General features: G+C 60.6%; 20 protein-coding genes. 8 read left to right on the forward strand and 12 right to left on the reverse strand.

All coding sequences use genetic code 11. The annotated features are described in order from the left end of the window. Positions 1-44 precede the first annotated feature (44 nt). From RG836_RS26855 to RG836_RS26870, 3 genes are all read left to right on the forward strand, one after another. On the forward strand, positions 45-656 hold the full coding sequence (locus RG836_RS26855) for a hypothetical protein (RefSeq protein ID WP_310850864.1): 612 nt from the start codon (positions 45-47) through the stop codon (positions 654-656). 262 nt (positions 657-918) lie between these two features. Beyond that, entirely contained in the window at positions 919-1608 is a 690-nt protein-coding gene (locus RG836_RS26865) for a DUF4197 domain-containing protein (protein WP_310850865.1), read from the forward strand. A 453-nt stretch (positions 1609-2061) separates the two neighbouring features. Next, on the forward strand, positions 2062-2433 hold the full coding sequence (locus RG836_RS26870) for a DUF6124 family protein (RefSeq protein ID WP_310850866.1): 372 nt from the start codon (positions 2062-2064) through the stop codon (positions 2431-2433). Positions 2434-2541: 108 nt separating this feature from the next. Here the strand turns inward: RG836_RS26870 and RG836_RS26875 are convergent, their stop codons facing one another. Both RG836_RS26875 and RG836_RS26880 read right to left on the reverse strand, forming a co-directional pair. Then, a complete protein-coding gene (locus RG836_RS26875; RefSeq protein ID WP_310850867.1) occupies positions 2542-5619 on the reverse strand; it encodes an efflux RND transporter permease subunit in 3078 nt (1025 codons plus the stop codon). 5 nt (positions 5620-5624) lie between these two features. Further along, positions 5625-6725, reverse strand: a complete 1101-nt coding sequence (locus RG836_RS26880; protein WP_310850868.1) for an efflux RND transporter periplasmic adaptor subunit — start codon at positions 6723-6725, stop codon at positions 5625-5627. Between the two features lie 94 nt (positions 6726-6819). Here RG836_RS26880 and RG836_RS26885 point away from each other — a divergent pair, with 94 nt between their 5' ends. Continuing rightward, positions 6820-7464 carry a TetR/AcrR family transcriptional regulator gene (locus RG836_RS26885; RefSeq protein WP_310850869.1) on the forward strand — a complete coding sequence of 215 codons (645 nt, stop codon included), beginning with the start codon at positions 6820-6822 and terminating at the stop codon, positions 7462-7464. A 105-nt stretch (positions 7465-7569) separates the two neighbouring features. Here RG836_RS26885 and RG836_RS26890 read toward each other — a convergent pair whose 3' ends face one another. Further along, complete coding sequence (locus RG836_RS26890; protein WP_310850956.1) at positions 7570-8349, reverse strand: class I SAM-dependent methyltransferase; 780 nt, start codon at positions 8347-8349, stop codon at positions 7570-7572. A gap of 96 nt (positions 8350-8445) precedes the next feature. Between RG836_RS26890 and RG836_RS26895 the strand changes: the two genes are divergently transcribed. Further along, positions 8446-9066 (forward strand): energy transducer TonB, encoded by a 621-nt coding sequence (locus RG836_RS26895; protein WP_310850871.1) that lies wholly within the window; start codon positions 8446-8448, stop codon positions 9064-9066. Positions 9067-9079: 13 nt separating this feature from the next. Here RG836_RS26895 and RG836_RS26900 read toward each other — a convergent pair whose 3' ends face one another. The 7 genes from RG836_RS26900 to ppc form a co-directional block, all read right to left on the reverse strand. Continuing rightward, the gene (locus RG836_RS26900) at positions 9080-9772 is read right to left on the reverse strand and encodes an extensin-like domain-containing protein (RefSeq protein ID WP_310850873.1); all 693 of its coding nucleotides are present in this window, start codon (positions 9770-9772) and stop codon (positions 9080-9082) included. 2 nt (positions 9773-9774) lie between these two features. Continuing rightward, positions 9775-10596, reverse strand: coding sequence for an isocitrate lyase/PEP mutase family protein (locus RG836_RS26905; RefSeq protein WP_310850874.1), 822 nt, complete (start codon positions 10594-10596; stop codon positions 9775-9777). A 32-nt stretch (positions 10597-10628) separates the two neighbouring features. Continuing rightward, positions 10629-11489 (reverse strand): DUF72 domain-containing protein, encoded by an 861-nt coding sequence (locus RG836_RS26910; protein WP_310850875.1) that lies wholly within the window; start codon positions 11487-11489, stop codon positions 10629-10631. Next, the gene (locus RG836_RS26915; RefSeq protein ID WP_310850876.1) at positions 11489-11794 is read right to left on the reverse strand and encodes a hypothetical protein; all 306 of its coding nucleotides are present in this window, start codon (positions 11792-11794) and stop codon (positions 11489-11491) included. Before RG836_RS26915 ends, RG836_RS26910 begins: the two co-directional genes overlap by 1 nt. 403 nt (positions 11795-12197) lie before the next feature. Then, entirely contained in the window at positions 12198-12872 is a 675-nt protein-coding gene (gene tsaB, locus RG836_RS26920) for a tRNA (adenosine(37)-N6)-threonylcarbamoyltransferase complex dimerization subunit type 1 TsaB (protein WP_310850877.1), read from the reverse strand. Positions 12873-12965: 93 nt separating this feature from the next. After that, entirely contained in the window at positions 12966-13613 is a 648-nt protein-coding gene (gene adk / locus RG836_RS26925; RefSeq protein ID WP_310850878.1) for an adenylate kinase, read from the reverse strand. Positions 13614-13900: 287 nt separating this feature from the next. After that, positions 13901-16531 carry a phosphoenolpyruvate carboxylase gene (ppc, locus tag RG836_RS26930; protein ID WP_310850879.1) on the reverse strand — a complete coding sequence of 877 codons (2631 nt, stop codon included), beginning with the start codon at positions 16529-16531 and terminating at the stop codon, positions 13901-13903. Between the two features lie 215 nt (positions 16532-16746). Here ppc and RG836_RS26935 point away from each other — a divergent pair, with 215 nt between their 5' ends. The 3 genes from RG836_RS26935 (at position 16747) to RG836_RS26945 (ending at position 18715) form a co-directional block, all read left to right on the forward strand. After that, complete coding sequence (locus RG836_RS26935; protein ID WP_310850880.1) at positions 16747-17091, forward strand: pilin assembly protein; 345 nt, start codon at positions 16747-16749, stop codon at positions 17089-17091. Between the two features lie 366 nt (positions 17092-17457). Next, on the forward strand, positions 17458-17871 hold the full coding sequence (locus RG836_RS26940) for a DUF4398 domain-containing protein (RefSeq protein WP_310850881.1): 414 nt from the start codon (positions 17458-17460) through the stop codon (positions 17869-17871). Positions 17872-17926: 55 nt separating this feature from the next. Continuing rightward, positions 17927-18715: a lipotoxin F family OmpA-related protein LptF gene (locus RG836_RS26945; protein WP_310850882.1), complete on the forward strand. Its 789-nt coding sequence runs from the start codon at positions 17927-17929 to the stop codon at positions 18713-18715. Between the two features lie 91 nt (positions 18716-18806). On the opposite strand, the gene RG836_RS26950 is transcribed toward RG836_RS26945, so the two are convergent. Both RG836_RS26950 and RG836_RS26955 read right to left on the reverse strand, forming a co-directional pair. After that, on the reverse strand, positions 18807-19136 hold the full coding sequence (locus RG836_RS26950) for a hypothetical protein (RefSeq protein ID WP_310850883.1): 330 nt from the start codon (positions 19134-19136) through the stop codon (positions 18807-18809). Beyond that, entirely contained in the window at positions 19133-20047 is a 915-nt protein-coding gene (locus RG836_RS26955) for an alpha/beta hydrolase (protein ID WP_310850884.1), read from the reverse strand. The genes RG836_RS26950 and RG836_RS26955 overlap by 4 nt, the downstream gene beginning before the upstream one ends. Between the last annotated feature and the right edge of the window lie 46 nt (positions 20048-20093).

Raw genomic sequence — 20093 nt, forward strand, 5'->3', positions numbered from 1 at the left:
ATGAATAAATACCGGCTTCAATTAATCACGATAAGGACATCGCGATGACGTCATCTAATGAAGTCAATTCAACTGTCACCCTCACTTTCAGCCTGCCACCCGAATTTGTCGCGCCCACGGACGGCGACTGTGAAACACGGATTAGTATTCAAGTCGCCAATGCGTCTACGCCAATTACCGTCACCCACTGGAGGCGTCCGGCCATCTTCAGCGGCCAATGGCGGTTCTCGTTCCAGCATCACTACACCGACATCAGCGTGAAATATCAGATCAATGTAGCGATGACCCGCAATCGTCAGCCGTTACTGGTCGATATGGACCATTACGTGGTGGTCTCCCAGACCCCGTTTCGCCAGACCGTGCACTTGAGCCCGATCGGCCAATTGTTCGTCGAAGCCCAGCCACCTTACATCGTTGATGAGCGCGAAGCGGTGACCATCCGTGCCCATGAACAGCATGAACCGGACGCCGAACTTGTGCGCATTAATCATGACGAACAAACGGCCGCTGCGTTTTACCTGAACTACGACCCGCGCGAGGCAATTCCGGGAAAACGCTACGCACTGGAAGGTCGAGCCAACAAATACCAACAGCCTATCGCGGTCCATCCGGCAACAGCGGTCTTAGTACCTGTTGGTTTCACTGCCGATATCTGAAGGGGCTGGCCCCGAGCGGTGTGCTGGATGAATCCGAAGGCTTGATCAAAGGTCAGGTGCCATTGCCCTCCCATCTGAGCTACGATCCGGCGCAGATCAAACCCGGCCAACGCTGTCGGTCAGTGTTCGAATTGAAACCGACGGCAACTTGCTGTTCCTCAGCGCTGAACACCCTGCCTGTAACTGCACAGCGAGGAGCCGCAGCCCTGAAGGTGCGGTCGGCTACACGATCATCACCTTTTTTCGAAATAAGGAAGCGCCCATGCTCCGTACCACCCTTCGCTTCACCGGCTTGTGCGCCGGCCTGATGATCTCCGCCAGCGCCCTGGCCTTGTCGCTCAGTGACCTGTCGCAAAAAGACGCCAGCGGCGGCCTCAAGGACGCCCTGACCCAAGGCGCGCAAATCGCGGTCAAGCAATTGGGCAAGCCCGGCGGTTTCAGCAACAACCCGGAGGTGAAAATCGAACTGCCGGGCAAGCTCGGTAAAGTCGCCAGCAAGATGAAACAGTTCGGCATGGGCGCGCAGGTCGAGCAACTGGAAACCAGCATGAACCAGGCAGCGGAAACCGCCGTGGTCCAGGCACAGCCGATCCTGATCGACGCGGTGAAGAAAATGACCGTGGACGACGCCAAGGGCATCCTCAGCGGCGGCCAGGATTCGGCCACCCAATACCTGAACAAAACCAGCCGCGAGCAAATCCGCGCGAAGTTCCTGCCCATCGTCAAAACCGCCACCGACAAAGTCGGCCTCGCGCAGAAATACAACAGCTTCGCCGGCCAGGCCGCCACCCTGGGCGTAGTCGACGCCAAGAGTGCCAATATCGAAAACTACGTGACCGAGCAAGCCCTGGACGGCCTGTTCGAGATGATCGGCAAACAGGAAGAAACCCTGCGTAACAACCCAGCGGCTGCAGCGACCAGCTTGGCCAAGAAAGTGTTCGGGACGTTGTAAGCGTGGTGCAAACCCCATGGGGCGAGCCGTTAGCTGACATCTTGGCTGCTGAAAGCCTGCTTTCGCGAGCAGGCTCGCTCCCACATGGGACTCGAACTGACCACTGAGTACGTAGCAACGGTCTGAAGCAAATTCCTACAGCACGGCAATTGGCAGCGAATTCTCTGACGAGTCGCGTCGGTTGCGCTGTTTTCCAACCCTGACGTACCTTTTGGTGGTCGCTGAAACCAGCGAACGGGTGTGGAAACCTGTGACCAATTAGTAGCCGCATGGCCTGTCAGCTTTTGCCGATGTATTCTCTCGTCCGCAAAAAGCCCTATGGCGGCTGTGCGTGGGCAGACTTAGGTCTGGCCGGGTGCCTACTAACCGGTTTTCCACCCCGCGTACAGCTGCCACCTTCTTACCGTGTGGAAACGGTGAAAGATGGCTCCCATTGGAAGTAGGAGCAACGCCTTGGACAAAGTCATACCAGACCCGCCGTACAACGTTTCAAAACCCTTCAGCGATCAGCAAATTACTGAAAACCTGCTGAAGGACGAGGCTGCCGTTCAACGCGCACTCAATCACTATCTCGACCCTAAACCCGATAAAAAGAAACCTCGAGCCAAACGCCACACAAGCACCATCTTCACGGTGGCAAAAGGCATCGATACCGAAACGTTACTGGCCCAAGCTTACGAAACGCTGGCCTCGGCCAACATCATGGTCAGCGACTTGGCCTTCAGTCTTGATGGTCCCAAACGCAACACGGCGCTGGCTGTTCAACAGATGATCTCTTTGGGCGAACTGGTGGTGGATCGAGCGCTGGATAATCTGGAAACCTGAATCGTTGAAGATGCTGCGTAGGGTAGCAATCAACATCTGATCCTTAATGTCCCTGTCTATGAAAAGGCTGTATCCCAATCGGTAACGACAGGGGTACAGCCTTTCACTCTAAGCACCCACTGACTCTTTCTTGACCCTGAACCACGCCGCATACAACGCCGGCAAAAACAGCAACGTCAGCGCCGTGGCGACGATCAGGCCGCCCATGATTGCCACGGCCATCGGCCCGAAGAACACGCTGCGTGACAGCGGGATCATGGCCAGCACCGCCGCGAGGGCGGTAAGGACGATGGGACGGAAGCGCCGCACGGTGGCTTCGATAATGGCTTGCCAGGGTTTGAGGCCGGCGGCAATGTCCTGCTCGATCTGGTCAACGAGGATCACCGAGTTGCGCATGATCATCCCCGACAAAGCGATGGTGCCGAGCATGGCGACGAAGCCGAAAGGCTGACGGAACACCATCAGGAACAGGGTCACGCCGATCAGCCCAAGGGGCGCTGTCAGAAACACCATCACGGTGCGTGAGAAACTGCGCAGTTGCAGCATCAGAAGCGTCAGCACCACGACGATGAAAAGAGGCACGCCAGCCTTCACCGAGTTCTGCCCGCGGGCGGAATCTTCGACGGTGCCGCCGACGTCCAGCAGGTAACCGTCGGGCAATTCCGCGCGAATCGGTTCGAGGGTCGGCAAAATCTGCTGCACCAGGGTCGCCGGTTGTTCCTTGCCATAAATGTCGGCGCGCACGGTGACGTTGGGCAGGCGATTGCGGTGCCAGATGATGCCTTCTTCGAAGCCGTATTCCAGGGTGGCGATCTGCGACAGCGCGACACTTTTGCCGTTATCGGTGGGCACCGACAGGCTCGGCAGCAACGACAACTCGGTGCGTTCATGAGGTGTGCCGCGCAGGAGGATTTCGATCAACTCGTTGTCTTCGCGGTACTGACTGACGCTGGAGCCGGTCAACGAACTTTGCAGGAATTTCGACAGGCTGGCGGTGCTTACGCCCAGCGCCCGCGCGCGGTCCTGATCGACGTTGAGGTAAACGACTTTGCTCGGTTCTTCCCAGTCCAGGTGCACGTTGGCCACATACGGGTTTTCGCGAACCTTGGTCGCGACTTTGCGCGCCAATGCGCGGACTTCCTCAATGTGTTCACCGGTCACGCGGAACTGCACTGGATAACCCACGGGCGGACCGTTTTCCAGGCGCGTCACCCGTGAACGCAGAGCCGGGAATTGTTCGTTGAGGGTTTCGATCAGCCAGGTGCGCAGGGTTTCCCGTTGTTCGATGGTTTTTGCCAGGACTACAAACTGGGCGAAGCTCGCCGCAGGAAGTTGCTGATCCAGCGGCAGGTAAAAGCGCGGCGAGCCGGTGCCGACATAGGCGACGTAATTGTCGATGCCGGCGTGGGCCTTAAGCAGCGTTTCGAGACGCTTGACCTCTTCGGTGGTGTTGCTCAGGGAAGCACCTTCCGCCAGTTTCAGATCGACCATCAATTCCAGCCGCCCGGAAGCCGGGAAAAACTGCTGTGGCACGTATTTAAACAGCACCACCGAGCCGATAAACAGCACGATGGTCAGGCTGATCACGGTTTTGCGCCGGCGCACGCACCATTCCACCAGACGTCGGACCCGTTGGTAGAAAGGGGTCGCGTAAGGATCGGGATGACCGTCACCGGTGCCGTGTTTGGCGGCGTGAATTTTCGCCAGGTCCGGTAGGAGTTTTTCCCCCAGGTACGGCACGAAGACCACCGCCGCGACCCACGAGGCCAGCAACGCGATGGTCACCACCTGGAATATCGAGCGGGTGTATTCGCCGGTGCCGGACTGCGCGGTGGCGATCGGCAGGAAGCCGGCGGCGGTGATCAGGGTCCCGGTGAGCATCGGGAACGCGGTGCTGGTCCAGGCGTAACTCGCGGCTTTGAGTCGATCGAAGCCCTGTTCCATTTTGATCGCCATCATTTCCACGGCGATAATCGCGTCGTCCACCAGCAAGCCCAGCGCCAGCACCAGCGCACCAAGGGAAATCTTGTGCAGACCGATACCCAGGTAATACATGCAGGCGAAGGTCATCGCCAATACCAGCGGAATCGCCAGGGCCACCACCATGCCGGTGCGCACGCCGAGGGAAAAGAAGCTCACCAGCAAGACGATGGCCAGCGCTTCTACCAGCACCTGGACGAATTCTCCTACACCGGTTTTCACCGCTGCCGGTTGGTCCGATACCTTGCGCAACTGCATGCCCGCAGGAAGATTCTTCTGGATCCGTGCGAATTCGACTTCCAGTGCCTTGCCCAGCACCAGAATGTCGCCGCCATCCTTCATCGCCACCGCGAGGCCAATGGCGTCTTCGCCCATGAAACGCATGCGCGGCGCCGGCGGATCGTTGAAGCCACGGCGCACGTCCGCCACGTCACCGATACGGAAGGTGCGATCGCCGACGCGGATCGGGAAGCGATTGATCTCATCGACTGTCTGAAAATTCCCCGTAACCCGTAGCTGCAATCGCTCGCTGCGGGTTTCGAAGAAACCGGAGGTGGACACCGTGTTCTGCTCCTCCAACGCCTGCTGGACCGCGGCCAATGGCAAGCCAAGCGTTGACAGCTTGAGGTTGGAGAGCTCGATCCAGATCTTCTCGTCCTGCAAACCCAACAGGTCGACCTTGCCGACATCGTTGACCCGTTGCAGTTGGATCTGCACGCGGTCGGCGTAGTCCTTGAGCACCGCGTAATCGAAGCCGTCGCCGGTCAGCGCGTAGATATTGCCGAAGGTGGTGCCGAATTCGTCGTTGAAGAACGGGCCCTGGATGCCTGGCGGCAGGGTGTGGCGAATGTCGCTGATCTTTTTGCGCACCTGATACCAGAGGTCCGGTATCTGTTTGGAGTGCATGGAATCGCGGGCAATGAAGGTGACTTGGGATTCACCGGGCCGCGAGAACGAGACGATGCGTTCGTACTCGCCGGTTTCCATCAGCTTCTTTTCAATGCGTTCGGTGACCTGGCGCGAGACTTCCTGGGCCGTGGCACCGGGCCAACGGGTCTGAATGACCATGGCCTTGAAGGTGAACGGCGGATCTTCGCTCTGGCCGAGCTTGGTGTAGGACAACGCACCGACGATCGCCAGCAACAGCATCAGGAACAGTACGATCTGGCGATTGCGCAACGCCCATTCGGAAAGATTGAAACCCATTGGGACTACTCCTTGTCCGCCAGATTGACCACGCGGTTGGAGCGATCCACCGGGCGCACTTGCTGGCCTTCGTGCAGCACATGCACGCCGGCAGCCACGACCCAGTCACTGGCATTCAAGCCTTCGAGCACCGGCACGGTTTTCTCGCCGAAAGGTCCGACACGCACCGGGGCTTTTTTCAGGGTGTTGTTGGCGCCGATCACCCACACGTAAGTGGCGCCGTTCTCGGCAGTGAGTGCCGAGAGCGGGACTGAGAGCGGGATGACATCGGCAGCCTGGATAAACACCCGGGCGCTTTGGCCCAGTTCGGCCGGGACCTTGCCGCTGGTAAACGTGATGCGTGCGGCGAAGGTGCGGGATTTCGGGTCGGCGGCGGGTGACAGTTCGCGGATACGCCCGGCGAATCGTTGATCCGGCTGGCTCCACAATTCCACCGAAACCGGCTGGCCGATCTTGAAGCGACCGAAGCTTTGCTCCGGCAGACTGATCAACACTTCCCGCTCGCCATCGGTGGCCAGGGTGAACACGGTTTGCCCGGCGGCGACCACTTGCCCGACTTCCACCGCGCGCCTGGCGACCACGCCGTCCTGCGGCGCACGCAACACGGCGTAGCTGGCCTGGTTGGTGGAGACGTTGAATTCGGCCTTGATCTGCTTGAGCCGCGCTTCGCCGGAGCGATAGAGGTTTTCCGCGTTGTCGTAAAGGGAACGGCTGACCATCTGCCGCTCCATCAGGGTTTTGTAGCGATCGCGCTCGGCCCGCACCATGCTCAGGTTCGCCTCGGCGGCGGCGACCTGTGCACGGGTGGCTTCCAGTTGCAGGCGCACGTCTTGAGGATCAAGTTCGGCCAATGGCTGATCAGCCTTGACCCGCTGCCCTTCATCGACCAGTCGTCGACTGACTTTGCCACCAATGCGGAAGGCCAGGTCTGGCTCGTAGCGCGCGCGGACTTCGCCGGGGTAACTGTCCATCGCCTGCGCCGAGGGCTCTGGCTGCACCACCATCGCCGGGCGCACGGTTTCCCGCACCGCTTCTTCGTGACCGCACGCCGACAATAAAAAAGCCAGACTGACTGGCAACGCGAGGGGCAAGGCAAGGCGGACCATGGTAAAGGACCTTTCGCTAATGGTGCTTGGAATAATTATACTGGCCGGTATGTTATTAATAGCAAACTCACCAGTCCAGTATTAAAAGCGCCGAATGCCAAACGATCTTGCAGCTCCCAGCGGTCCGGGTCGCCCCAAGGACCTGGCCAAACGCCAGGCCATTCTTGAAGCGGCGAAAAATCTGTTTTTGACCCACGGCTACGCCAGCACCAGCATGGATGCGGTGGCGTCTGCCGCCGGGGTCTCAAAGCTCACGGTCTATAGCCATTTCAATGACAAGGAGACGCTGTTCTCCGCCGCCGTGGTGGCCAAATGCGAAGAGCAACTGCCAACGTTGTTTTTCGAATTGCCCGACGGCATCGCCGTAGAAAACGTGTTGCTGAATATTGCCCGAGGCTTTCATCAACTGATCAACAGCGACGAATCAGTGAATCTGCACCGCCTGATGATGACTTTGGGCAGCCAGGACCCGAAGCTCTCGCTGATTTTCTTCGAGGCCGGGCCGCAGCGCATGCTGCAGGGCATGGAGCGGCTGTTGACCAAAGTCCACCAGAGCGGTGCGCTGAGCATCGACAAACCGCTGAATGCAGCCGAGCATTTTTTCTGCCTGCTCAAGGGCGCTGCGAACTTCCGCTTGCTTTATGGATGCGGCGAGCGACTGGAAGGCGCCGCCGCCGAGGCACATGTGCGAGACGTGGTGGGGTTGTTTATGCGGGCTTATCGGCCAGTGTCAACCTGATGGATTTTCGGGGTCTGAGCTGATGGCTTCGCGAGCAGGCTCGCTCCCACAGGACAGCGGTGTATTTGTGGGAGCGAGCCTGCTCGCGAAGAATACGGCGCGGTCTTACGGTTTAAGCGCTTTCTTTGGATAAATGTCATAGCGGCTGGACTTGCCATCGAGCGCATGGCTCGGCTTCGGCCCGGCGATGCACGGCGCCTTGCGCGGTCGCTTGACCACCACGCGATGGCTGGCCAGGGCCAGCGCGGCTTCGAGCAGCGCCGGGGCGTCCGGGTCATCGCCGACCAGAGGCCGGAACAGGCGCATTTCCTTCTTCACCAGCGCGGTTTTCTCACGATGCGGAAACATCGGGTCGAGATAAATCACCTGCGGCGGCTCCCCTTGCCAATCGCGCATCACCTCAATCGAATTGCCCTTGAGCAAACGCATCCGCGCAACGATTGGCGCCACTTCGAAGTCATCCCCGGCGCGGGCCAGGCCGTCTTCCAGCAATGCGCCAATCAACGGCTGGCGCTCGATCAGGCTCATCTCGCAACCCAGGCTGGCCAGCACGAATGCGTCCTTGCCCAACCCTGCCGTGGCGTCGAGCACCCGTGGTCGCACGCCTTGAGCAACGCCGACAGCCTTGGCGATCATCTGGCCGCTGCCACCGCCGTACAAACGCCTATGCGCCGCGCCGCCCTCGACGAAGTCGACTCGCACCGGGCCCGGCGCCTCCGGTCCAAGTTGCTGCAGTTGCAAACCCTGCTCGCCGAGCTGCAAGGCGAACTCCGCGTCATCGACCTGCAACGGCAGATTCAGGCGTTCGGCCCATTGATCGGCGCCGGCCTGAAAGGCTTCGCCCAAGGCCTGAACGTGAATGCGGGGCGCCGCCGGTTGCTCAATCATGGAAAACACACTCAAAAATATTAATGATCGGCGAAACCTGCCGATAACAAAATTACCGGGCATTTTGCCAGAGCTGAGCGTCGACCGAGAGAAATGTCAGACATTCAACGCACATCGATAGGTTACATCTCGCCTTACGGCGACTTTGGCCTGAAGAACACCCAAGCGCTGAGCGGCGTCAGTCACCTGTGGCAGGATTTTTTTGCCCAGGCTCTGGCCGATCACCTGGGCGATGCTGCGCCGCTGCCGGGCGAATACAAACCGCTCGACCTCGACAGCCCGATCGAGCCGCCCAGCGGCGATGAGCTGCTCTCGCAGATCGTCACCCAGCGCGCCTGCGAAGTCACCGACACCGAAGTGAAGCCGCCCGAGCCGCTGTTCCTGCCGATCGCCGAGTTCGAAACCGAGCTGCTGGACAAGCCCTTCCCGCCGTTCCCCGCCGACGAAATCGTCGCCCAGCAAAAACAGCAAGACTTCGAAGCCGGTTGGGTCCGCCCGATCGTGCTCACCGCCGGCCAACCGGCACCGCTGCCAGGCCCTGCTCCGCAGCCCCGCGCGCTGCACTTGCCGATCGCCGAATTCGAACTCGACCTGCTGGACAAACCTTTCCCGCCGTTCCCGGCCGACGAAATCGTCGCGCAGCAGAAAGCCATGGACTTCGATCTCGGCTGGGCTCGCCCGATCGTATTGCAGAACCTGCGGATCGCCGCCTAAAGCTTGCACCGATTTATCGACAGACCTTCCACGCGCCCACATCCAGATGAAAGTGGTTGTGATGGGCGGCGTTGTAATCCGGGCTCAACACCACGCTGAACGCCTCGCAGGCACCATCGCGCACCTGGCGCAAGAACTGCGCGTCCTGATTGGCCTTGGGCCAATCCTTGAGCACGTTGATGGCGCGGCCGTCGGCCAGGCGAAAACCAGCAATGTCCAGCGCATCCGCCGTGGCATGCTGACTGCGCCGGGCATTCTCGCGGCCGTAGACGTTGCGGCAGGCGAAACTGCCGAGATGATCGACCCGCGTCACCGCTTGCCCATACACCGCCTGCGCAGCGGGTTGAAGGGCGTGGTGCTCGAACAGCGCAAAGGCCACCGCCAGCGGGCAACTGGCGATGAAACTGCTGCTGAGCGCCACGTCACCGCCCTGCACGCGCAACGCGTTGCTCAGCGGGCAGGTCGCGTTCGGGCTGTCGGCCTGGCGCGCCACCCGCAGCCCGGCGCTGCTCAGGGCTTGATCGCAGAGCTGCGGATCGTTGCGTAGGCGCATGAGCTTGTAGCGGGTCAGCAGGTTGGGCGCAGCTTTCACATCCAGCGGTGCCCAGGGATTCCACTGCGGCGGCACGGCAATCCAGCCGCGCCACCAGCCCAGCGCCGCCCCCGCGAGAATCAACAGCAACACCAGGCTTTTCGCAAACCGCATGCTCAGTCCTTGAAGAACTGATTGGCCCGCGCGTACGGCATCGACCGAGCCGTGAAGCCAAAAGTGCCATGCGCCTGGATTTCCTCGGCAGCGCGGAAGAACTCGCCATACGCCGCCAAGGCCAGCGCCGAACCGACGCTGATGCGCTTGACGCCCATGTCGCGCAACTGCGCCACGGTCAGTTGCAAGCCGCCGGACATCAATACATTCACCGGTTTCGGCGCCACCGCGCGAACCACCGCCAATACGTCCTCGGCATTGCGCAAGCCCGGCGCGTACAGCACGTCAGCGCCAGCCTCGGCGAATGCCTGCAAGCGGCGAATGGTGTCATCCAGGTCGGGATTGCCGTGCAGGAAATTTTCCGCGCGGGCCGTCAGCACAAAGTCGAACGGCAGACTGCGCGCGCTAGCAACCGCCGCTTCGATACGTGCGACGGCGTCTTCGAAGCGGTAAATCGGCGCGTCGGCGTGGCCGGTCGCGTCTTCGATGGAGCCACCGACCGCGCCCGCCGCTGCCGCCGCCAGCAAGCTCTGCGCACATTCGGTGGGACTGTCTGCGAAACCGTTTTCCAGGTCGACCGCCACCGGCAATTCGGTGGCCGCGACGATCGCGCGAACGTTGTTCAGGGTGTCATCGAGGCTGAGTCCGCCGTCGGGGCGCGCCTGGGAAAAAGCAAAACCGGCGCTGGTGGTGGCGAGTGCTTCGAAGCCAAGGCTGGCGAGCATTCTGGCGGAACCGGCATCCCACGGATTGGGAATCACGAAAGCCCCGTCGCGTTCGTGCAAGGCTTTGAACGCTTGGGCGCGAAGGGTTTGCGCATCCATCGGCTGGCTCCTGAAGGCAAAAAAAACCCGCCTTAGAGCAATCCAAGTTGCTCCGAGGCGGGTTCTCTGTATAGCTCAGGCAGGGCCGACAGGCCAGGCAGACGTTGCATCAATTGTGCGTGGAAACGTTGCGCCAGTTTCGCCGCGAGCAGGTTGTCGGCGGTGTGCAGGAAGATATAGGGCGTGCGCCCCTCTTCGATCCATTGGGCGATTTTCTCGACCCAGGGCACCAGGAACGGGTCGTTGGCTTCCAGCGTGGGATGGCCGATGAAGCGCACTTGCGGGAACTGCGTGAACGCTGCGGGGCGCGGCGGCACTTTGGGTTTTTTCGATTGCGCGTGCAGCACCGACGGTTCGGTGGAGATACAACTGAACAAGGCACGGGGGTCAAGACAAATGCGTTCGACGCCACGTTCCAGCAGTAACCGATTGAGTTGGCGTTCGGCGTCGCCCTTAGCGAAAAAATCGTCGTGCCGCACTTCAATGGCCAGTGGGCGGTCCACCGCGTCGATAAACCCGGCCAGTTCGTCGAGACGCCGAGGCGTGAAGCTTTTCGACAGCTGCAACCATAACGGCGATACCCGCTCGCCTAATGGGCTGAGCAGTTGCAGGAAGGTCTCGGCGGCGGTCAGGTGATCGCGCAGATCGCCGCCATGGCTGATGTCACCGGGGAATTTGGCGGTAAAGCGAAAGTGTTCGGGCATGACCTCGGCCCAGCGCTGCACAGTGGCAGCGGACGGGCTCGCATAGAAGGTGGTGTTGCCTTCCACGGCGTTGAACACTTGCGAGTAGAGGGCGAGGAAATCGCTGGTTTTTGCGTCTGCCGGATACAGGTAATCGCGCCAGGCGTTTTCACTCCAGGACGGACAACCGAGGTAGTAAGGCAGGCGCATCAGATGTAGAGATCGAGGCCCAACACGTCAGCGTCCCAATCGACAAAACCGGCGGTGCTCAGGTAACTGGCCAAGGCCATCGCCACGCTTTTTTTCATGGCGCGGTGGTAAATCATGTCTTGCTGACGGGCGGGGAGATTGCTCAAGCGTTGCGCCGAAGCTTTGGCAGCGCGGGCGGCCAGTTGCTCTTCGGACGGAATCTCCAGCTCACCGTCGATTTCGACGTAGTCATCTTCCGCCACCGGGCCTTTGCGGACCTTGCGCTTGAGTGGGTAAGACTGAGAGGAGAGGCCGTCTATACGCATAATGTCATGCTCGGTATCAGTGATGGCAGTTTAGTGGCCATTAACCCACTTCGCAAACCGCTTGGTGATAACTAGAACACATAAACGGTAAAAGGTTTAAAACCGGGGGAAGAAACTGACGATTGGAGGGGTTGGCAGCTCGCTGATCAAGGCGGGTTTCGCCAGTCATGGGCCAATCCGGAGGCTAGGCGATTGCCTGTTGTAAGGGGGGTTGCCGCCGTTGACCTGCGCGCCAGATCCCCTGTTTTAAAAGCACGACTGCTTCGCAGCCGAACGGGGGCAAGCCCCCTCACCACAAAAGCCAAAAGCCAAAGGCTAGAAAGCTAGCTAAAAGCAAAGCCAGAGTTAACCCGGGCCTGTGGGAGCGAGCTTGCTCGCGATTGGACCGACGCAGTGCTCAGACTTACCGCGCCTTCGGTGTCGCCACTTTGTCGCGTAAATAAACCGGCTGCGCTTCGTCCGCGACAATCGCCTCGCCCCGTGCCCAGGCGAAACGCGCCAAGGTCAGCAGATCTTCAGCGTGGGGTAGCATCCCGGCGTCCTGGCCGCCGAGTGTCACGCCGATACGCTCGGCGTATCCCCAACCGGTGCCGGCACCAAACCATTCGCCGCTGGCATCGCTCGGCAGTGCGGCGACTTCCGGCGGCAAGACCGCTTCGTGGCCAACCAGGCGCATCTCCCCTGCCGTTTCGCGGTAGCAGCCCCAATACACTTCATCCATTCGTGCATCGATGGCCGCCGCCACCTGGCTGGCGCCGTGTTCGCGATAAGCGCGCTGGGCCAGCACCGCCAGGTTCGACACCGGCAACACCGGGCGATCCAGCGCGAACGCCAGGCCTTGCACCACGCCGATGGCGATGCGTACGCCGGTAAACGCGCCCGGGCCACGGCCGAAGGCAATGGCGTCGACGGCTTGCAGGCTGGTGCCCGCGTCGGCCAGCAGTTGCTGGATCATCGGCAGCAGTTTCTGCGCGTGCAGGCGCGGGATCACCTCGTAATGGCTCGTGACCTTGCCGTCATGCAGCAAGGCAACGGAGCAAGCTTCAGTCGCGGTGTCCAGGGCCAGCAAGGTACTCATGGGTGTGTCCGTAGCAGAGGTCAAAAAAGGTGCGCCAGTATAAACAACTACGGCCCGCAAGCGGGCCGTAGAAGATCAAGCGGTGCAGACATTTCAGCTCAGGGCGGCCAACACCTTCTGAGTGATCGAGTCCACGGAACCGACGCCTTCGATATGGCCGTATTTCGGCTTGCCTTGAGCGACCGACAGTTCCTTATAAAACTTCACCAGCGGCTCAGTCTGAGCGTGGTACACCGACAGACGATGGCGCACGGTTTCTTCGGTATCGTCCTTGCGCTGCACCAGGGCTTCGCCGGTGATGTCGTCTTTGTCGGCTATTTTCGGCGGGTTGTAGACGGTGTGGTATACGCGACCGGAAGGCTCATGCACGCGACGACCGGCAATGCGCTGCACGATGTCTTCGTCGGCAACGTCGATCTCGACCACGTAGTCCAGTTCTACATTGGCTTTAACCAGGGCTTCAGCCTGGGGAATGGTGCGCGGGAAACCGTCGAACAGGAAACCCTTGGCGCAATCAGGCTGGCTGATGCGTTCCTTGACCAGGTTGATGATCAGGTCATCGGAGACAAGACCGCCGCTGTCCATGATGCTTTTGGCCACCAGGCCCAGCTCGGTGCCGGCCTTGACCGCGGCACGCAGCATGTCGCCGGTGGAGATCTGTGGAATGCCGAATTTCTCGGTGATGAACTTAGCCTGAGTACCTTTACCGGCCCCGGGAGCTCCCAGCAGAATGACGCGCATCGATGTGCTCCTCAATTTTTTATATAGATAACGTCAGATTCGCCTCGTGGGGCCAATCTCAAAAATAGGGTCGTGACCGCCCAAACGGCCAAAGGCTGATCAAGATACACAGCAGGCCTTGCCCACACAAGCCGCCGAAAGTCGGAGAAACCGACGCCCCTCGCGACCTCACGACGAGGTGCCCCAAGTCGCAACCCCGTCATTAACTGTCGCTTGGCCGACAACCCTGCGCCCTGTTCGCCGGACATCCGACGCCCACGTCCAGTGCCCCGCCCCAGCCGAAAACCTTAGCCGGTATTTCGCAAACCGGCGGCAATCCCCGCCACAGACACCAGCAATGCCTGCTCCACCGGGCTGCCCTGAGCCACTTCCTGCTGCCGCGAACGCGCGAGCAACTCGGCCTGTAACAGATGCAGTGGGTCGAGATAGGTGTTGCGCAGGCTGATGAATTCCAAGGTGTCTGGGCTATGTGCCAGCAGTTGCGACTGGCCGGTCAAGCCCAGCACCACCGTGCACGCCTGCGACAATAGGTCGCGTAAATGTGCGCCCAGCGGCAGCAGATCTTGCTCGACCAGGCGATCGTCGTAGGATTGGGCAATCTCGGCATCGGCTTTGGCCAGGACCATTTCCAGCATGTCGATGCGCGTGCGGAAGAACGGCCACTGCTCGCGCATCTGCCCCAGCAATTCACCTTCGCCGCGCGCCAGCGCCTTGCTCAACGCCGCCTCCCAGCCGAGCCAAGCCGGCAGCATCAAGCGCGTCTGGGTCCAGCCAAAAATCCACGGGATTGCCCGCAGGCTTTCGATACCGCCGGCGCGACGCTTGGCCGGGCGGCTGCCGAGGGGCAAACGGCCCAATTCCTGTTCCGGGGTGGACTGGCGGAAATACTCAACGAATTGTGGGTTCTCCCGCACCACCGCGCGGTAAGCGCTGACACCGTCGGCGGCCAATTCGTCCATCAAATCGCGCCACGCCGGTTCTGGCGGCGGCGGTGGCAGCAGCGTCGCTTCGAGCACCGCCGCCAGGTAGAGGTTGAGGTTCTGTTCGGCGATGTCCGGCAGACCGAATTTGAATCTAATCATTTCGCCCTGCTCGGTGGTGCGGAAACGCCCCGCCACCGAACCCGGTGGTTGCGACAGAATCGCCGCGTGGGCCGGGCCGCCACCACGGCCAACAGTGCCGCCGCGACCATGGAATAACAGCAGCTCCACTTGCTGCTCGCGGCAGATGTCGACCAACCGTTCCTGTGCCCGGTACTGCGCCCACGCGGCAGCGGTGGTGCCGGCGTCTTTGGCCGAGTCGGAATAACCGATCATTACTTCCTGCGGACCTTGCAGCCGCGAGCGATAGCCCGGCAGCAGCAACAACTGCTCGATCACCGGTCCGGCGTTGTCCAGGTCGGCGAGGGTTTCGAACAGCGGCACCACGCGCATCGGCCGCAACACGCCAGCCTCTTTGAGCAGCAATTGCACGGCCAGTACATCGGAAGCGGCGCCGGCCATGGAGATGACGTAGGAACCAAGAGACGCCCCCGGCGCAGCGGCGATTTCCTTGCAAGTATTGAGCACTTCAGCGGTATCGGCGGACGGCTTGAAGTGCGCCGGCAGCAACGGTCGACGGTTATTTTGCTCGCGCATCAGGAAGGCGATGCGTTCTTCCTCGTCCCAGTCTTCGTAGCGACCGAGCCCAAGGTAATCGGTGATTTCGGTCATCGCGGCGGTGTGCCGCGATGAGTCCTGGCGCACGTCGAGGCGCACCAGGAACAAACCAAAGGTCACCGCCCGACGCAGGCAATCAAGCAATGGTCCGTCGGCAATTACGCCCATGCCGCAGCTGTGCAGCGACTCGTAACACAGCTCCAGCGGATCGAGTAGATCACGGTTGTGGTGCAGCACGTCAACCGGCGGCGGGGTGGTTGCTTTCAGTGAGGCTTGTGCCCAATTGCGCGTCGCCCGCAGGCGTTCGCGCAGTTGCTTGAGCACCGCCCGATACGGCTCGGCGCTGTCGCCGGCCTTGGCTTTCAAGGCGTCGCTGGCTTGCTGCATGGACAGTTCGGCGGCGAGATGATCAACGTCGCGCAGGTACAAATCCGCCGCCATCCAGCGCGCGAGCAGCAACACTTCGCGGGTCACGGCGGCGGTGACATTGGGGTTGCCGTCACGGTCGCCGCCCATCCACGAAGCAAAGCGAATCGGTGCCGCTTCCAGGGGCAGGTGCAGGCCGGTGGCCGCGTGCAGCGCCTGATCGGCCTTGCGCAAATAGTTCGGGATGGCCTGCCACAGCGAATGCTCGATCACCGCGAAACCCCACTTGGCCTCATCGACCGGGGTCGGCCGGGTACGGCGGATTTCCTCGGTGTGCCAGGCTTCGGCGATCAAGCGTTGCAGGGTTTGCTTGATCTGCTCGCGCTCGGCGGTGGTCAGATCTCGATGGTCTTGTGCGGCCAATTGCGCGGCGATTGCGTCGTACTTCTGGATCAGCGTGCGGCGCGCTACTTCGGTCGGGTGCGCGGTCAATACCAACTCGATTTCCAGGCGTCCCAACTGCCGCGCCAGCGACTCGGCGCTATGGCCTTCAGCCCGCAGCCGCGCCAGCAACTCCGGCAACACCCGCGCTTCGAACGGTGCCGGCTGCGACTCCTCGCGGCGGTGAATCAACTGATACTGCTCGGCGATGTTGGCCAGGTTGAGGAACTGGTTGAACGCCCGCGCCACCGGCAGCAATTCGTCCTCACTCAACTGATTGAGGCTGGCGCTGAGTTCGGCGTCCATCGAGCCGCGTCGGTCGGCCTTGGCGCCTTTGCGGATCTGCTCGATCTTGTCGAGAAAACCCTCGCCATACTGCTCACGGATGGTGTTGCCCAACAGCTCACCCAACAGGTGAACGTCCTCGCGCAAGCGTGCATCGATATCAGTCATCAGCAGTTCTCCAGCAGTCAGTCCGGCGGCTCAACAGTCCATGCTTCGATCGCCAAGAGTGCCGCCACGGGCCGCTTCTGACAAGCGCACGACGAAGGGACTTTAAACCTTGCGGCTTGCAGCTAGTCTGTAAGGTAAGCCGTACAACGGCTGCACCGGCCCGCGTGGCCGGACACTCACACTGCCCTGCCACGAGCAGGTGCCATGAGGTCATTATGAAAATCCGTGAACTGGCCCAGCATTGGGAAGAAAACGCCAAGGGCCGCTTGACCAAGACCGGCTACACCATCCATCTGGACGTGGAAGCTGCCGCGCGACTGGCGGCGATCGCTGAGATGTACCCCAAGCGTCACCCCGATGAATTGCTCGGCGAATTGATCGGCGCCGCCCTCGAAGAACTCGAGGCGAGCTTCCCGTACATCAAGGGCCAGACCGTGGTCGCCACGGATGAAGAAGGAGATCCGCTGTACGAAGACGTCGGTCCGACGCCGCGCTTCCTGGCATTGTCCCGTCGGCATCTGCATGATTTGTCGTCGGGCAATGACAAGCAGAAACACTGAAATTTTCTCTGAACACGGTGGGAGCGAGCCTGCTCGCGAAGTGGTCTGAACATTCACCTTATGGGCTGAATTCGGGATCGCTTTCGCGAGCAGGCTCGCTCACACATCGGCTCATTTTTACCTCTTGAATTCGCGTATTCGCGCGCGCCACATACCCCTCCGCACCGTAAAAGTTCCCGTTTCAGAGCCCTGCCCAAACGGTCAACTATTTTTTCGGGCAATGCGCCATCGTCGCTGAACTTTTGAAAAACGCCTCGGGTCACAGCCATTAACCACGCCTGGAACGGCCGTTTCAAAACGCGCTTTCACATGACGGTGGCGGCTCCTCGCCCAGGATGGATTTTGAAGTATTTCAGGAGTTACCCAATGGAGTTGAAGACCATGAAGACAAGCATTGCCAAACCCTCGTTCAACCACCTGCGCGGTCTGAAACTGGCTGCCTTGGCGATCGGTACCAGCTTCATCCTCGCCGGTTGTGCTGGCAACCCGCCTACCGAGCAATACGCAGTGACTGAATCGGCCGTGAATAACGCCGTCAGCGCTGGCGGTACCGAGTTTGCCGCAGTAGAGATGAAGTCGGCGCAGGACAAGCTCAAGCAAGCCGAAATCGCGATGCACGACAAAAACTACGACAAGGCCCGCATGCTCGCCGAACAGGCCGAGTGGGACGCCCGCGTTGCTGAACGCAAGGCTCAGGCCGCTAAAGCCGAACAGGCTGTGAAGGATTCCCAGAAAGGTGTTCAGGAACTGCGTCAGGAAAGCCAGCGCACTGTGCAGTAAGCGCGCATCCCGACTCAACGCTGAAGCTCTTATCGATTAGAAAGGACGAACCATTATGCGTAAACAATTGATGATCCCTGCCCTGTTGGCCGCCAGTGTTGCCTTGGCTGCATGCTCGACGCCACCTAACCCGAACCTGGAAAGCGCGCGCACCAACTACTCGTCCCTGCAGACCAATCCGCAGGCCAGCAAAGTCGCCGCGCTGGAAACCAAAGACGCCAGCGATTACCTGGACAAGGCCGACAAGGCTTATCAGGACAAGCAGGACGCGGCCAAGGTTGACCAACTGGCCTACCTGACCAACCAGCGTGTGGAAGTGGCCAAGCAGACCATCGCTCTGCGCACCGCAGAAGCCAATCTGAAAAACGCCGCCGCGCAACGTGCCCAGGCTCGTCTCGACGCCCGTGACCAGCAGATCAAGCAACTGCAGGACAGCCTCAACGCCAAGCAAACCGATCGCGGCACCGTCGTGACTTTCGGTGACGTGCTGTTCGCCACCGACCGCGCTGATTTGAAGTCCAGCGGTCTGGTCAACATCAATAAACTGGCGCAGTTCCTCTCGGAAAACCCTGATCGCAAAGTGATCGTCGAGGGCTACACCGACAGCACCGGTACCGCCGCCCACAACCAGTCGCTGTCCGAGCGTCGCGCCGGTTCCGTGCGCACTGCCCTGGTGAAAATGGGTGTCGACCCGGCTCGCATCGTGGCCCAAGGTTACGGCAAGGAATACCCGGTCGCCGAGAACACCAGCGCATCCGGCCGTGCCATAAACCGTCGTGTGGAAGTGACGATTTCCAACGACAACCAACCGGTCATGCCACGTTCGACCGTCAGCACTAACTAAGCTTCACGCAGTAACCAAAAGCCCCGCCTGATCTGATCAGGCGGGGCTTTTTTATTGAGTCGGCGACAGCCCCTGTGGCGAGGGAGCTTGGTTATTCCTCGAGTTTCTGCGGCGTCTCTTGGCCCATGCAGCGCACGGCTTTTTTCTGGCCGTTGACCAGCACGCCGGTCAGGCCTTTTTGCTCGGTGTCGAACAGCACCAGCACGCCGTCGATGCATTGCGCCACTTGAGCCGCTGGCTGCAGCGAGACTTTGTAGTCCTCGCCTGGCACGGTCTTGAGCATGGTGAAGTCGTTCAGCAGCAACGCATCTTCGGGCCTGGCGAAGTGCAGGTAGCCGTAGTACCACAGGCAGCCAACGGTGCCGAGGATACTGCAGATACCGGTGATGATCAGCGGGATGGCGTTGCGTTCTTCAGTCATTGCGGACTCTCTGGGGTGTCGTCTTCAGAATTCGGCGGCGCCGGGTAGTTAGGGATTTCCCCCAAACGGCGCAGGCCATTGAAATGCTGCGGGTCGTCGAGGTAGCGCAGCATGACCTTGCGCCACACCGGATCGGCGAAGGTCTGCACATGGCCGCCGCGCGTCAATTGCAGGACCCTGGGCGGCGGCGCAGCTTGATACAAGCGGATGCCGTTGGAAAGGGGCACGATCGGGTCGTCGATGCTGTGGTAGATCAGTTTCGGCACACCGTTGAGCTGCGCCATGGAATTGATCGCGCTGTCGCCGTCCGGCACCAGCCACGACAGCGGCACCTGCAACGGCCAGGTCAGCCAGGAGTTGCTCAAGGCGAACTGGCCGATGCTGCGGTAACTCGCGGGCACGCCATCCAGAACAAAGGCCTTGAGTTGCTTCTGGCGTTCGGGGTGTTGCACCAGGTAATGCACGCCCATCGAACCGCCGAGGCTCTGGCCCAACAAGATCAGCGGCTTGCCCTTAACCTCGGGCGCCTGGTCGAGCCATTTGAACGCGGCCTCGATGTCCTGATAAATCGCCGGCAGGCTCGGGTTACCTTCGGACAACCCGTAGCCGCGATAATCAATCAGCAAGACCTGATAACCCTCTTCAGGCAACCACCAGCTACCGCCCAGATGCATCGGCAGATTGCCGCCGTTGCCATGCAGATGCAGCACCGTGCCTTTGACCTCGACACCTTTTTTCGCCGGCAGCCACCAGCCGTTCAGCTTCAGGCCATCGGCAGTGGTGAGGGTGACGACGCGATAGTCGAGCTTGGCCTTTTCCGGGGTGAACATCTGGCCCGGCTCAGGGTAGAACAACAGCGAACTGCAACCGCCGAGGGTTAGAAGCAGGCAAAAAATGCCGAGGATTCTCATCCGTTGAAGCCTCGCAAAATAAGGTTGAAATACAGACTGAGACCTC

Source organism: Pseudomonas rhizozeae, from assembly GCF_031583775.1.
Lineage (GTDB): Bacteria > Pseudomonadota > Gammaproteobacteria > Pseudomonadales > Pseudomonadaceae > Aquipseudomonas.

Excerpts from the sequence above, each read along its gene's own strand:
- RG836_RS26855 (WP_310850864.1), top strand. The coding sequence starts at position 45 with ATGACGTCATCTAATGAAGTCAATTCAACTGTCACCCTCACTTTCAGC.
- RG836_RS26865 (WP_310850865.1), top strand. The coding sequence starts at position 919 with ATGCTCCGTACCACCCTTCGCTTCACCGGCTTGTGCGCCGGCCTGATG.
- RG836_RS26875 (WP_310850867.1), bottom strand. The coding sequence starts at position 5,619 with ATGGGTTTCAATCTTTCCGAATGGGCGTTGCGCAATCGCCAGATCGTA.
- RG836_RS26880 (WP_310850868.1), bottom strand. The coding sequence starts at position 6,725 with ATGGTCCGCCTTGCCTTGCCCCTCGCGTTGCCAGTCAGTCTGGCTTTT.
- RG836_RS26885 (WP_310850869.1), top strand. The coding sequence starts at position 6,820 with ATGCCAAACGATCTTGCAGCTCCCAGCGGTCCGGGTCGCCCCAAGGAC.
- RG836_RS26895 (WP_310850871.1), top strand. The coding sequence starts at position 8,446 with ATGTCAGACATTCAACGCACATCGATAGGTTACATCTCGCCTTACGGC.
- RG836_RS26900 (WP_310850873.1), bottom strand. The coding sequence starts at position 9,772 with ATGCGGTTTGCGAAAAGCCTGGTGTTGCTGTTGATTCTCGCGGGGGCG.
- RG836_RS26905 (WP_310850874.1), bottom strand. The coding sequence starts at position 10,596 with ATGGATGCGCAAACCCTTCGCGCCCAAGCGTTCAAAGCCTTGCACGAA.
- RG836_RS26910 (WP_310850875.1), bottom strand. The coding sequence starts at position 11,489 with ATGCGCCTGCCTTACTACCTCGGTTGTCCGTCCTGGAGTGAAAACGCC.
- RG836_RS26915 (WP_310850876.1), bottom strand. The coding sequence starts at position 11,794 with ATGCGTATAGACGGCCTCTCCTCTCAGTCTTACCCACTCAAGCGCAAG.
- tsaB (WP_310850877.1), bottom strand. The coding sequence starts at position 12,872 with ATGAGTACCTTGCTGGCCCTGGACACCGCGACTGAAGCTTGCTCCGTT.
- adk (WP_310850878.1), bottom strand. The coding sequence starts at position 13,613 with ATGCGCGTCATTCTGCTGGGAGCTCCCGGGGCCGGTAAAGGTACTCAG.
- ppc (WP_310850879.1), bottom strand. The coding sequence starts at position 16,531 with ATGACTGATATCGATGCACGCTTGCGCGAGGACGTTCACCTGTTGGGT.
- RG836_RS26935 (WP_310850880.1), top strand. The coding sequence starts at position 16,747 with ATGAAAATCCGTGAACTGGCCCAGCATTGGGAAGAAAACGCCAAGGGC.
- RG836_RS26940 (WP_310850881.1), top strand. The coding sequence starts at position 17,458 with ATGGAGTTGAAGACCATGAAGACAAGCATTGCCAAACCCTCGTTCAAC.
- RG836_RS26945 (WP_310850882.1), top strand. The coding sequence starts at position 17,927 with ATGCGTAAACAATTGATGATCCCTGCCCTGTTGGCCGCCAGTGTTGCC.
- RG836_RS26950 (WP_310850883.1), bottom strand. The coding sequence starts at position 19,136 with ATGACTGAAGAACGCAACGCCATCCCGCTGATCATCACCGGTATCTGC.
- RG836_RS26955 (WP_310850884.1), bottom strand. The coding sequence starts at position 20,047 with ATGAGAATCCTCGGCATTTTTTGCCTGCTTCTAACCCTCGGCGGTTGC.